Origin of the sequence: Treponema sp. UBA753, assembly GCF_002297325.1 — a bacterium.
GTDB lineage: Bacteria > Spirochaetota > Spirochaetia > Treponematales > Treponemataceae > Treponema_D.
Genome location: NZ_DBKJ01000043.1, coordinates 1 through 11,569, shown reverse-complemented (window position 1 = coordinate 11,569; position 11,569 = coordinate 1). Strand labels below are relative to the sequence as shown.

The window sequence follows — 11,569 nt, the reverse complement described above, 5'->3', positions numbered from 1 at the left end:
CCCCCGCCTATACAGCACAACCCCTAGCTTTTTATAATGCGCAAGTATAGCATAACTAAAAAAATATGCAACCATAAAAATTGAAGTTTGGACTATTTATCAACTTGATTTTTCTATTAAAATGCCGAAAATTTAACAGCGGACTTTTTATGAATACAAAGAATTTTATTTTATCCACAGCAGCAATAATCTCATGCGCCTGTATCTTCGGCCAAAGCTACATAGAGCAATTAGACTTTTCCACGGAAACAACAGAACCAGTTCCGTCTGTCTACGTTCCATATTCAGACATAGAAATTGAGCGCGAATCAATCATGGCAGCCCAAGCGCAAGGACACGTTTCAGAAAAAGATGCCGTAATGACATCTTCTAGCTTTGTAAACTGGACAAAAAACACATTTGCCTCGGACGTTGCTTTTAACATTGAAAAAGCCGGAATTCCTCTTCCAAGCGGAAAATCAACTTCTGTAAAAGAAATTGAAATGAAGCTTCCGATTCTTGTAAAAAATCCGCTGCTTTCCCTTTACGTGGACGATGCAAAAACACTCGGTGACCTTGTTCTAGACGGAACGGTTACACTTGAAAGCCTTACAAGAATTGTAGACAACAGCAAAAAAACTCCAGCAGTATTTACAAAAGACGGACTTCTTTTAACAAAGCACACAATCAACTTGAACGACATTTCTTCAAGCCTTGTAAAGCACCACACGCCATACAAAAAAATGCAGCCGATTGATCAAGTTGCATCCAGGGAATACACAGGAATTGTCCTTGACGCGCGCGGCTCTCTTCCAGTCCACGGAGAATTCATAGAAAGCGAAGTTTATCCGTGTCTGTTCCCAAAAGTCTGGACAGAAGACATGGAGCTGTTATACGAACGCAACATGGTTCAGCCTGAAATAGCAAAAAAATCAGGAATCGTAAAATACTCAAGCTCCGATTTTATAGAAGATTATGACGGAAGAGCCGGAAAAGATCCGCTTTGGATTACCGTAAAAAAAGTCTATGGAATAAACAGATGCGATCCTGTAATTTCAAAAGAAGACTATTTAAGAATTGCTTCCGTTGAAAAAAATGTGGAGCTTCTAAAAAAGGGAAAAGTTGTAATTCTTTTGGACAAGGAGCAGCTTGAGCATAAAGTTTCTGTGCCGCAAAAAGACAAGAATTATTACATTGCATATCACCAGATAAAAAAATATTTCTTTGAGCGCAAAATTCCAGATGTTGACCTGAACGAAGTTCTCACAGGAATTCAAATTACAATGCAGAACTTACGCTTTATTGCTGACTCCTACGAACTTCTTCCGCAGGAAAAACCACGCATCGCACAAATTGCAGAATCACTCAAAAAAGCCACGTCTTCAGGCGAATACACAATCCTGATTGAAGGGCACACAGCAGACGTAAACAAGCCGAACGGACAAATGACCTTGAGCATTCAGCGCGCGCAGGAAATAATCAAGGAGCTTGTTTCAAACGGAATAGACAAAAATTTATTCACGTACAGAGGATTCGGCGGAACAAAGCCAGTGGCAGACAACAGCACTCCGCAGGGAAGAGCATTAAACCGTCGTGTAGAAATCATAATCATGCCAAAAGGCAGCTACATTCTAAGAGAATAGCATGAACCAGTTTTCACGCTCAGAACTTATTTTTGGCAAGGCCGGAATTGAAAAACTGAAGCGCTCAAAAGTAGCAGTGTTCGGAATCGGCGGCGTTGGAGGATACGCAGTTGAAGCCTTGGCAAGAAGCGGAATCAGAAGTTTTGATTTAATCGACAGCGACACTGTAAGCCTCACAAACATAAACCGCCAGATTATAGCAACTCACAAAACAATAGGACTTTACAAAGTTGACGTTGCAAAAGAGCGCATTCTTGAAATTAATCCGCAGGCACAAGTAAAAACACGCAAAGTTTTTTTCACGCAGGAAACAAAAGGAACTTTCGACTTTTCAGACTACGACTATATAATAGATGCAATTGACACAGTCGCAGGAAAAATCGCGCTTGCAGAAGAAGCGCAAAAATGCGGAACAAAAATAATCAGCTGCATGGGAGCCGGAAACAAAATCGACCCGACACAGCTTGAAGTTTCAGATATTTACAAAACCAGCGTCTGTCCTCTTGCCCGCGCAATGCGAAAAGCCTTAAAAGAACGCGGAATAAAAAAACTTAAAGTTGTTTACTCAAAGGAAGAGCCTGTAAAAATAATCTATGACAGTTCCGCAGAAACAAAAGGAAATGCAGGAAGACCAGCTCCCGGAAGCACATCATTTGTACCACCCGTAGCTGGCTTGATAATCGCAGGTGAAGTAATAAAAGACCTTGTAAAGTCCTAGAGACTTGCGGAACAAAGCATAAGAAGGCCTTCAACAATGGCTTCGTGTTCATTTGGAGCGATTCTTGCATACAAGGATTCCGGAGTGTCGCCGGGCATTACAGGAACTTTTTTCTGCACAAGAATCTTTCCTGTATCGCATCCGCCGTCCACAAGATGAACCGTGCATCCGCTTTCCTTTTCATTTGCAGCAAGAACAGCCTCATGGACATTATGCCCCCACATTCCTACTCCACCAAATTTAGGCAAAAGAGCTGGATGAAGGTTTATAATCTTATTCTTATATTCCTGAATTATTTTTCCCTGCAAAACGCTCAAGTAGCCAGCAAGAACAATTCCGTCAATTCCACGGAACTTGCACTCTTCAAGAATCGCATCAGAAACCGCAGCATTTTTTTCTTCACGCAAAGCTTTTTGCGCCGCCTCTTTTCCCATAACAGAAAAAGGACTTTTTACAACGCAGTCAATTCCGGCAGTTTTTGCACGCTCAAGCGCATAGGCATTTTTTGTGCTTGAAATAACAACGTCAATCTTGTAAGGACAGTCCGCATGAGAGTTCTGATAGTCTATAAGAGCTTGAAGATTTGTTCCTCCGCCGGAAACCAAAACAGCAGTCTTAAACATAGAACTGTGTCATTTCCTTGCTGCCCTTGAACTCGCCCTTGATAACTTTGTCAGTGTGGCCAACGTAGCCGATTTCATAGGCTTTCATAACAGGAGCGCCTTTTACAGCGAATTTCTTTGCATTTGCATTGAATCTTTTTAGGATTTCCGCAGAATCTTTTTTGCTTACCGCAAGAACAAATCCTATTCCCATATTGAAAGTTGAGAAAACATTTTCCGGATCTGCGCCGCGCTTTATAAGCTCATCAAAAATTTCAGGAACTTCCCAAGAATCCTTTTTTATCATTGCAACAAGCTGCTTTTTGCCTTCTTTTGCATGAGGGAACATACGCGGAACATTTTCATAGAATCCGCCGCCTGTAACATGAACCATTCCGTGAACACTTGACCTGAACTTGCTCAAAACGTCCATAACAGGGCGCACATAAATGCGTGTAGGAGTAAGAAGCACTTCTCCGATTTTTCTTTCTTTTCCGCCGATTGTAATTTTCTCTTCAAAGTCTGTAACAAGCTTTCTTATTAAAGAGTATCCGTTTGAATGCGGACCTGTGGAAGAAAGACCGATTAAAACATCGCCTTCTTTTATTTTGCTTCCATTAATAATGTCAGATTTATCTGCAACGCCAACTCCAAAGCCAGCCAAATCGTATTTTCCGTCATCGTAAAAACCTGGCATTTCAGCAGTTTCGCCGCCAAGAAGAGCACAGCCCGCATCTACGCAGCCGTCAGTTACGCCTTTTACAAGCTCGCCGGCAACCTTTGAATCAAGCTTTCCGCAGGCAATATAGTCAAGGAAAAATGAAGTCTTTACGCCGCTGCAAAGAATGTCATTAACGCTCATTGCAACACAGTCAATTCCAACTGTATCATAGATTCCCATCTGAAAAGCAATGTCCAGCTTTGTTCCAACTCCATCTGTTCCAGAAACCATCACAGGATTCTTCATATTCTTTGGAACTGCAAACATTCCATTGAATGCGCCAAGCTCTGTAAGCTGCCCTGGGATTCTTGCGCGCTCAGACTGTTTCTTGTATTTGTCAACAGCCTTGTAGCCTTCGTTAACATCAACGCCAGCCTTCTTGTAGTCAAATTTTTCCGCCATGATTCCGTTCCTTAAAAAAATTGTTTTTATAATATACAGTTTATTTATTTATTGTTCAATTACAAGAAAATTGACACATTAAAATCGGGAATATCAAGATAATCTGCGCAAAACAAAAGCCACAGCTTCATGTCTGCGCTTGGAGCCCTAAAAACAGAACTTGACAAAATAATACTGTGGAGAATAGAATTTGTGTTTGGAGGCGTGCCTATGGCTACAATAATGGAAAAGGATGTTCTCTTGGAGCTTGTTTCTTACAGCCTTGCCATGCTGCACAACAGGAATAATAGCGATGAGCGGACAGACTCAGAAAGAGCGTTGTGCCGGCTGAAGCACACTCTGATAAATACAGATTTCAATGATATTGATTATAAGGCCACGACCACAAGAATCAAGCAGCTGGGAGCATGTAGCCATGTATCTTATCAATGAACTGAATTGCACAAATGAATAGTTTAATGACAAGTTCAAGATTGTCTGGAATCAGATAAAATTGATGAATCCATTTCTTGAGGCAGAGGTGTCTCCAGAAGGCTTTGTTCTAGGCGGTCAGCCGGGAGCTGGAAAAACAACGCTTACAAATATGCTTTCTGCAAGGCTGAACAAGAATATAATTTCCATATCAGGCGATGATTTCCGTCCTTATCATCCTCATTTTGAGGAAATCCAGAATCTTTACAAAGAGGAATCCCCCCCCCCAAAAAAAATACACATCGAAATTTTCAGGACGAATGACAGAAGTGCTTATAGACAAGGCTGTATCTGAAAAATACAACATTGTTGTCGAGGGAACATTCCGCACTTCCGCGACACCTGTCTCGACTTTGAAAAAGATGAAGCAGGCCGGATACAGGACAGGAATTGCGATTCAGATATGCGACAGGGAGACCAGCTGGAAGTCATGCCAGGAACGCTATGAAAAAATGAGGGAGACGAATCCGCTTCTTGCAAGGGCAGTTGACTAGGTCCACCATGACATTGTGATAAGACAGATTCCAGAAAAGATAAAGGCAGTATACGAGTCAGGCTTTGCCGACAGCCTTGAAATATATGAGCGTTTTCCGAAAGGAAATACGTTTGTTGTAAGAAAAATATTTTCTTCTGAAGGCGGAAAACCGTTTGATGTCAAAATGATTGAAGATGTCCTTGAGGGAAAATCCAAGTATAATAAAATGTCATAATATTACCCGGTCAAACGAGCAATGTCAGCCTAATCGAAAAATATTATAATAATTTAAGAATATAATCGAAAAATATTATAATATTTATTGATTAGCCGGGCTTTTTCATCTATATTAGCATCATGAGTGAAATTCAACGCGATTTAAAGAGCATTCTTAAATCAAGAATCGGAAAAGGGAAAATTATAATATTAATTGGACCTCGCCAAGTAGGAAAGACAACTCTTTTTAAGTCAATGATTTCAGAAGCAGGCTTTTTAGACACGGCGCAATATTGGAACTGCGATGAAAGCGATGTACGCTCTATGCTTACTAAAGAATCATCTGCGTACTTTAGGCCGCTTATCGGAAAGTCAAAATTCATTGTAATTGACGAGGCGCAACGTGTAAAAAATATCGGGCTTATTTTGAAAATCCTCTACGAAAATTTCCAAGATGTGCAGTTCGCGGTAACAGGCTCTTCGTCCCTAGATCTTTCCAATACATTGAATGAGCCTCTGACTGGGCGAAAATTTGAGTACAATCTTTTTCCGTTTTCCACGAACGAGCTTGTCCATAATTCATCCATGCTTGATGAAATCAGGCAACTGGAAACCCGCTTAGTCTACGGATTTTATCCAGATGTTGTTAACAATCCCGGTGATGAAAAGGAGATTCTCTCAAACATTGTCTCAAGCTATCTTTATAAAGACGTATTTGAATTTCAGGATATACGAAAACCCGCTATTATAGAAAAACTTGTTCAGGCACTAGCCTTGCAGGTAGGAAGCGAGGTTTCTTTCAACGAGCTAAGCAGCTTACTTGGAATTGATAGCCTGACTGTACAAAGATATATTGATCTGCTGGAAAAAGCATTTGTCATCTTTCATCTTCATTCTTACAGCCGGAATGTGCGAAATGAACTGAAGAAAAGCATAAAGATTTATTTTTACGACAACGGAGTAAGGAACGCTGTCATTAATAATTTTTCTCCGTGCAGCCTGCGCACAGACATCGGCGGACTTTGGGAAAATTTTCTAATAAGCGAACGCATCAAGAATAATGCATTTCACAACAGAAAGGAAAAGTACTATTTCTGGCGCACAACCCAAAAACAGGAAATTGATTTTATAGAAGAAAAGGACGGAGTTTTTTCCGCCTTTGAATTCAAATACAGTTCAAAAAAATCCGGCGCAAAGTGTCCGCTTACATTCTCCAACAATTATCCTGAGATTCCATTTTCAGTAATTACCAAAGAAAACTACATCGGATTTATTACGGAAAATTAACTCGGCACTCTGAAGCCGGAACATAAATAGCAGAACGTTTTTCCATTCCCGTGCAAGCAGCACGGGAATTTCTTTTTGCACAAATCAGCTTCTACTTTCTAGCGCGCTTGAACATTTTTCCGTCAAAATAGAGGGTGTTCGAATCCTCAAAGCTTACACGGGACTGCAATGTATCTCCTGCTTTCTTTTCTGGCGTATTTTTGCTAGAAGAAGAACCAATCTTTAGATATGCAGTATTTTCAGGCATTGTATATGTGCCGGAATATTTGAATTCTTCCTCTGGTACTTTTATCAAGATATATCCTCGTTCAATAGGAGCATCAACTACAGAAAAAACCAAACGATCACTAAGATCTATTTCTTTCCTTGTGCCAGCATCTTTATGATAGTAATAAGAGAACTCTCCGGACGCTCCGTCGCCTTTGAAAACAAGTTCCGCAAAGCCTTTTATGTCGTCTTTGTTATCATCAAATCTCCATTTTCCCGGCAGCGTTCTTTTTAGATAGCTCAAATACGCCTGTCTGTCAGCTTCTTTTATGGCTTCATTTATTTTATTGAGCTTTTCAGCATACTTTTCTTCAAACTTGTCGCAGAAGTCGTCATATATTTCTGAGTTGATTGTGAAATAATTTTCCATCAAGTCAGAAGAAGCTGGAACAAGCTTTGCAAGCTTGTCTTGGTACTCTTTTATCATCTTGTTTGACATCTTAAAGCTCGGGTTTCCCGCCTCATTCATTTTGGCGGAAAACTTGTCCGTGAACTCATTTGACATTTTCTCAAGCCTGTCCCTGACATCTGAAAGCTGCTCAAGATAGTCTTTTTTATTTTCTCTTAGCTCTTCCAAGCCTTTTCTGTCGTCTGAACATTCGTTCATCTGGGAAACAGCTTCATCAAGAGCCTTGCTGTACTCGCCCATAAAGTCAACAGACTGAAAATTGCTGGTCTCCTCCTCGTAAGCGCCTTCAATGACCTTCATCCACTTGTTGAATTTAATTCCCGGCGCAACAATGTTGCTTACAACTGCAACAACTATTAAAGCCGCAACACCGCAGGCAATATAGTTTGCATACGGAATAACCTTTTTTAAGGCTGAAACCTTTCCCAGATACTTTTCTGCAAGATTTGCAAAAGGCAGCCTGTTTATAAAGCCGCCAGCCTTGCTCAAATACTCTTTTACATTCTTCATTTTTTTACTCCTTTTAAAATGAAATTGTATCTATTAAAAACACACGGAATTCAACAAATCCGCACGTTTCTTTCTATATTAAAGAACTGCAAATCCCCATGCAGCTTATCCTGTCCGCAAGTTTCTCCCCGTCAATCAAGCCTTGTCTGAACTCGTAGGCCAGCCACCTGATTTTTCTTGCCTTTCTTCTGCGTGTCCTGCCCAAAAGCGAAATTCCCCTGCCTGAGACTGAATATCCCAAGAACGGAACGCCGGCCCTGCACGAGCTAATCACCGGCTGCTTGAACAAAAGCGAGAACGGCTCTATGAACTTCTGCATTTCGAAAAGAATGTTCTTTAGTGCGGTCTTCGAGTCCGAAAAAACAGCAATGTCATCCATGTAGCGCGCGTATCCTTTAGGCTTTAGCTTTTCCAGTACAAAATGGTCGAGCGGCGAAAGATAATAGTTCGCGAAAAACTGGCTTGTAAGGTTTCCAATCGGAAGCCCGAGTCCGTCTGAAACGCTGTAGGAATCTATAACCCCAAAAAGCAATGCCAGACATTTTCTGTCCTTTATAATTCTAAAAAGAAGCTCCTTGAGCTTTTTATGCGGAACAGAGTCAAAATATTTCCGCACATCGAGCTTCAGAAAATACTTGCAGCTTCCAGCCTTTTTAAACGCATATTGAATAGCCTTGTGCGTGCCTTTTTGTTTTCTGCAGGCGTAGGTATGGAAAACAAATTGCTTTTCAAAAACCGGCTCAAGCACATTCATTATTGCGTGATGAACAATTCTGTCCTCAAAGCGTGCGGCGGTTATAATCCGCTCCTTGGGGTCGTAGATTTTGAACTGGCGGTATTTTCCAATTTTATACTCTCCGCTTTCAAGCTCCTTTTTTATCCTGTAAAGATTCTCATCAGTCTTTAAGTCAAAAATCAGGGCGGAATTTGAAAGCCGCTTACCTTTTAGGGCCTTCAGGTAAGCCGCCCTAAGATTGTTAAAGTCTGTAATCTGCTCAAATAAATTTCCTGCACGTTTCATAAAAGCTGCCCTGCTGAGCGTTCGCGTTTATTCTTACCGCTACCAGCACAGCACGGCAAAAAACTGTTCGTAAACATTCTGTTTTTCGTAAACATCTGTTTACAGGAACAAGCCGGTTCCGCAAAATTGACAAATCATGTTTATTGCGGAGCTAGAGGAAGAGCGGACAATGCGGAAGCCCAGGTTGTTGTTGGTGTTATAGGCGTTGTTGTTGTTCCGATTGCCCACCTCGCAGTTGTTGGCGTTGTTGTTCCAGCTGCCGCCGCAGTTATAGCGTTTGCTGTTGCTGTTGGAATCCCAGCCGAAAACTTTTCCAGAGGCTTGCTCCTAAATATTTAAAGCTCATTGTCATTGTCGTACCTTGATACGACAATCTGCTTTTTTTATTTGCAATAGATTATCAACCGAGTTTCTTTCAGAAACATCGCAGGGTCAAGCCCGATAATGACACTCGATCTCCTAGAATATATCCAGCTGATTTTTATTTTCAGCGGAATCTTCTTTTGCGCTGTCAGCCGCCGAAGCTGTTTCCGTCTGCTCTGCGCAAAGCAAAGCCGATTTTACTGTTTCCAGAAACTCTTCTCCGAACTGCTTGTATTTCTGCTCGCTCACTCCTTTTATCTTTATGAACTCCTCTTTTGTCTTTGGCGGATTCTGCGCCATAAGCGCAAGCTGCTCGTTGCTCAAGATTCCGTAGAGGGGAATTTTTGTCTTTTCGCCGATTTCCTTGCGCTTTTTGCGGAGCAGGTCATAGACTGCAAACTGGCTCGGATTTAAGACATCGCGCCAGTCAACTTTTGAACTCATCGTGTATGAAGGCTTTGTTCCTGCGTTGTCCGAATACTCCACAAGAAAAATCCAGCCTGTGCCGCGCTCGCCATCTATGAGCCTTTTTTCCACATTTATTATGCGGCAGGACTTAAGAAAGTTGTTAAGCTCCGCGTGGCTTGAAGGCTCGCTGAACGGGCTTACAAAAAACGTCATGAACTGGGTCAGTAAGGCCATAAATTCTCCTCCACATAGATTCCCCGGTCAAGCCGGGGAATGACATACAACTTTATAAGGCTTGCTTATATGACATTCACACTCTTGCTAATTTGTCATTCCCGCTATTGGTTATATGTCATTCCCGCATTCAATGCGGGAATCTGTCTTTTTTTTACAACACCGCCTGCTCGCTGCAGCTGTTCCGTGCCTGTTACGCTACGGCTTGCCGCCTGCGCTACACCGGCTCTGCACCGCTGCAGCTCGCCTATTTTTTGCTGGAAGAGCGGACAATGCGGAAGCCCAGGTAATTGTTGGTGATATAGGCGTAGTTGTTGATCCGATCGCCCACCTCGCAGTAGCTGGCGCGGCTGATCCAGCTGCCGCCGCAGTAATAGCGTAGGCCGTCGCTGTTGGAATCCCAGCACCACTCCCACACGCTGCCGCTCATGTCGTACAGTCCGTAGCCGTTAGGCTTTTTCTGCGCAACTGGATGTGTCCTATTTCCGCTATTGCCATCATACCAGCCCACTTCATCCAGATTGTCGCTGCCACTGTATTTATAGCTTATTCCGCCTTCTGCCGCATAGCGCCATTCTTCCACTGTAGGCAGGCGGTAGCCGTTGGCGTTGAAATTGCAGACAAAGTTTTCATTAAATTTCTTCCATTTTTTATCAGACCATTCCCGAAAATCTTCTTTTAAGAATTTCCACTTTCTAACACTTGAAGTTTCCTCATACGAATAGCAGGGCTTCAAGCCTTCTTTTTCACTCAGCTTATTGCAGAACACAACGGCATCAATCCAACTCACGCTTTCTACAGGCAAGTCATCGCCCATAAATTCACTCGGATTATTTCCCATGACTGTCTGCCATTGCTTTTGAGTTATCTCTGTCATCATCATCGAATAGTTCTGATTTGGTATTTTTACAAAGCAAACATCTATGGATTTTATATGCTCAGCGTTTTTTATTAACTCAGCTCTTTTTTCAGCTACAATTCGCTCTTCTTCTGCAAGTCTCTTTTGTTTCTCCTCTGCTTCTTGCCTTTCTTTTTCTTCTCTTTCGGCTGCTTCTCGTTCTGCTTTTCGTGCTTCCATAAGTGGCCCAAATTTGCCAAGCAAATACTCATAGTCGCTTTTCGCGGTTAAAGCTGATGAAAAAGCCACAAGACCTGCTAAAATCAAAAATATTTTTTTTAGTTTCATAGTTGTTTACACTCCTTGTTAATTAGTTTTGCTCAAGATATTCAAGCCAGTTTTGGCAGTTTTTATTGTCTTTGATAACATTTCGATTTTTGTCAATTTTCTTTACTTTCAGAGATGAGCTATTTTCTACGATATTTAACTTTTTCTCCAAATTCTTAAGGACTTCCTCTTCTTTTTCCCCATAGCTAAAATAAACAACCCTTTTCCCGTCTAAAATCAGTTTATGGAACATTGATTTTAGTAAGACATCATCATAGTTAAACCCGAATCCAACAACAGCGATTTTTTCACACTCTTTGAATCTGCTATAAACATCAACAAAAGGAGAGATGGAATCTATTGAAACCAACGGCTTTAGCGCTGTCTGCGGAAAGATAAACGGAACGCAGGACTTAACTTTTTCTGCCTGCTCACCGCAAACAATGTCAAAACTTTTCAAATCAAGATACTTATTTGTTGCGCCGTTTAAGAACGTTATATTCAAGCCATCAATCTCAGAATAATTTGTAGAAGCAATATCAAACCGATTCAAATCGTTTTTCTTTATATCTGAGTAATATGTGTTTTCAAATGGTTTCTTCTCATTAAAAAGCTGCTCTATGCACTGCTGTATTATAAACAGGAATGAAACAATTTTGTTTTTCTTAGTCTCAGAGG

The 11,569-nt window shown here is 41.4% G+C and carries 15 protein-coding genes; 8 read left to right on the top strand and 7 right to left on the bottom strand.

From position 1 onward, the window contains the following. The first annotated feature begins 149 nt into the window (after nucleotides 1-149). Together B4C08_RS03630 and B4C08_RS03625 are read left to right on the top strand one after the other, a co-directional pair. Nucleotides 150-1,622: an OmpA family protein gene (locus B4C08_RS03630; RefSeq protein ID WP_296662989.1), complete on the top strand. Its 1,473-nt coding sequence runs from the start codon at nucleotides 150-152 to the stop codon at nucleotides 1,620-1,622. A 1-nt stretch (nucleotide 1,623) separates the two neighbouring features. Next, nucleotides 1,624-2,340, top strand: coding sequence for a tRNA threonylcarbamoyladenosine dehydratase (locus B4C08_RS03625; protein ID WP_296662987.1), 717 nt, complete (start codon nucleotides 1,624-1,626; stop codon nucleotides 2,338-2,340). Here B4C08_RS03625 and purN read toward each other — a convergent pair. Together purN and purM are read right to left on the bottom strand one after the other, a co-directional pair. Continuing rightward, complete coding sequence (gene purN / locus B4C08_RS03620) at nucleotides 2,337-2,963, bottom strand: phosphoribosylglycinamide formyltransferase (protein WP_296662984.1); 627 nt, start codon at nucleotides 2,961-2,963, stop codon at nucleotides 2,337-2,339. The two genes, B4C08_RS03625 and purN, sit on opposite strands and share 4 nt — an antisense overlap. Continuing rightward, a complete protein-coding gene (gene purM / locus B4C08_RS03615; RefSeq protein WP_295798022.1) occupies nucleotides 2,956-4,065 on the bottom strand; it encodes a phosphoribosylformylglycinamidine cyclo-ligase in 1,110 nt (369 codons plus the stop codon). The genes purN and purM overlap by 8 nt, the downstream gene beginning before the upstream one ends. 210 nt (nucleotides 4,066-4,275) lie before the next feature. Between purM and B4C08_RS03610 the strand changes: the two genes are divergently transcribed. The 5 genes from B4C08_RS03610 (at nucleotide 4,276) to B4C08_RS03590 (ending at nucleotide 6,514) form a co-directional block, all read left to right on the top strand. Further along, nucleotides 4,276-4,497 carry a hypothetical protein gene (locus tag B4C08_RS03610; RefSeq protein WP_296662981.1) on the top strand — a complete coding sequence of 74 codons (222 nt, stop codon included), beginning with the start codon at nucleotides 4,276-4,278 and terminating at the stop codon, nucleotides 4,495-4,497. A gap of 64 nt (nucleotides 4,498-4,561) precedes the next feature. Continuing rightward, complete coding sequence (locus B4C08_RS03605) at nucleotides 4,562-4,831, top strand: zeta toxin family protein (RefSeq protein ID WP_296662978.1); 270 nt, start codon at nucleotides 4,562-4,564, stop codon at nucleotides 4,829-4,831. Continuing rightward, nucleotides 4,797-5,030, top strand: a complete 234-nt coding sequence (locus B4C08_RS03600; protein WP_296662975.1) for a zeta toxin family protein — start codon at nucleotides 4,797-4,799, stop codon at nucleotides 5,028-5,030. Before B4C08_RS03605 ends, B4C08_RS03600 begins: the two co-directional genes overlap by 35 nt. A gap of 15 nt (nucleotides 5,031-5,045) precedes the next feature. Beyond that, nucleotides 5,046-5,246 carry a hypothetical protein gene (locus tag B4C08_RS03595; RefSeq protein ID WP_296662971.1) on the top strand — a complete coding sequence of 67 codons (201 nt, stop codon included), beginning with the start codon at nucleotides 5,046-5,048 and terminating at the stop codon, nucleotides 5,244-5,246. A gap of 122 nt (nucleotides 5,247-5,368) precedes the next feature. After that, on the top strand, nucleotides 5,369-6,514 hold the full coding sequence (locus B4C08_RS03590; RefSeq protein ID WP_296662968.1) for an ATP-binding protein: 1,146 nt from the start codon (nucleotides 5,369-5,371) through the stop codon (nucleotides 6,512-6,514). A 91-nt stretch (nucleotides 6,515-6,605) separates the two neighbouring features. Here the strand turns inward: B4C08_RS03590 and B4C08_RS03585 are convergent, their stop codons facing one another. Together B4C08_RS03585 and B4C08_RS03580 are read right to left on the bottom strand one after the other, a co-directional pair. Continuing rightward, nucleotides 6,606-7,700 carry a hypothetical protein gene (locus B4C08_RS03585; protein WP_296662965.1) on the bottom strand — a complete coding sequence of 365 codons (1,095 nt, stop codon included), beginning with the start codon at nucleotides 7,698-7,700 and terminating at the stop codon, nucleotides 6,606-6,608. Between the two features lie 73 nt (nucleotides 7,701-7,773). After that, nucleotides 7,774-8,721: a reverse transcriptase/maturase family protein gene (locus tag B4C08_RS03580; RefSeq protein ID WP_296662962.1), complete on the bottom strand. Its 948-nt coding sequence runs from the start codon at nucleotides 8,719-8,721 to the stop codon at nucleotides 7,774-7,776. 126 nt (nucleotides 8,722-8,847) lie between these two features. Between B4C08_RS03580 and B4C08_RS03575 the strand changes: the two genes are divergently transcribed. Further along, nucleotides 8,848-9,060: a hypothetical protein gene (locus tag B4C08_RS03575; protein WP_296662959.1), complete on the top strand. Its 213-nt coding sequence runs from the start codon at nucleotides 8,848-8,850 to the stop codon at nucleotides 9,058-9,060. Nucleotides 9,061-9,180: 120 nt separating this feature from the next. Here the strand turns inward: B4C08_RS03575 and B4C08_RS03570 are convergent, their stop codons facing one another. The 3 genes from B4C08_RS03570 to B4C08_RS03560 all read right to left on the bottom strand — a co-directional run. Then, a complete protein-coding gene (locus tag B4C08_RS03570) occupies nucleotides 9,181-9,726 on the bottom strand; it encodes an HRDC domain-containing protein (protein WP_296662954.1) in 546 nt (181 codons plus the stop codon). A 247-nt stretch (nucleotides 9,727-9,973) separates the two neighbouring features. After that, nucleotides 9,974-10,912, bottom strand: coding sequence for a formylglycine-generating enzyme family protein (locus B4C08_RS03565; protein ID WP_296662951.1), 939 nt, complete (start codon nucleotides 10,910-10,912; stop codon nucleotides 9,974-9,976). 22 nt (nucleotides 10,913-10,934) lie between these two features. Beyond that, nucleotides 10,935-11,569 (bottom strand): hypothetical protein (locus tag B4C08_RS03560; RefSeq protein WP_296662949.1); only part of this gene is annotated, 635 nt, incomplete at its 5' end.

Excerpts from the sequence above, each read along its gene's own strand:
- B4C08_RS03630 (WP_296662989.1), top strand. The coding sequence starts at position 150 with ATGAATACAAAGAATTTTATTTTATCCACAGCAGCAATAATCTCATGC.
- B4C08_RS03625 (WP_296662987.1), top strand. The coding sequence starts at position 1,624 with ATGAACCAGTTTTCACGCTCAGAACTTATTTTTGGCAAGGCCGGAATT.
- purN (WP_296662984.1), bottom strand. The coding sequence starts at position 2,963 with ATGTTTAAGACTGCTGTTTTGGTTTCCGGCGGAGGAACAAATCTTCAA.
- purM (WP_295798022.1), bottom strand. The coding sequence starts at position 4,065 with ATGGCGGAAAAATTTGACTACAAGAAGGCTGGCGTTGATGTTAACGAA.
- B4C08_RS03610 (WP_296662981.1), top strand. The coding sequence starts at position 4,276 with ATGGCTACAATAATGGAAAAGGATGTTCTCTTGGAGCTTGTTTCTTAC.
- B4C08_RS03605 (WP_296662978.1), top strand. The coding sequence starts at position 4,562 with ATGAATCCATTTCTTGAGGCAGAGGTGTCTCCAGAAGGCTTTGTTCTA.
- B4C08_RS03600 (WP_296662975.1), top strand. The coding sequence starts at position 4,797 with ATGACAGAAGTGCTTATAGACAAGGCTGTATCTGAAAAATACAACATT.
- B4C08_RS03590 (WP_296662968.1), top strand. The coding sequence starts at position 5,369 with ATGAGTGAAATTCAACGCGATTTAAAGAGCATTCTTAAATCAAGAATC.
- B4C08_RS03585 (WP_296662965.1), bottom strand. The coding sequence starts at position 7,700 with ATGAAGAATGTAAAAGAGTATTTGAGCAAGGCTGGCGGCTTTATAAAC.
- B4C08_RS03580 (WP_296662962.1), bottom strand. The coding sequence starts at position 8,721 with ATGAAACGTGCAGGAAATTTATTTGAGCAGATTACAGACTTTAACAAT.
- B4C08_RS03570 (WP_296662954.1), bottom strand. The coding sequence starts at position 9,726 with ATGGCCTTACTGACCCAGTTCATGACGTTTTTTGTAAGCCCGTTCAGC.
- B4C08_RS03565 (WP_296662951.1), bottom strand. The coding sequence starts at position 10,912 with ATGAAACTAAAAAAAATATTTTTGATTTTAGCAGGTCTTGTGGCTTTT.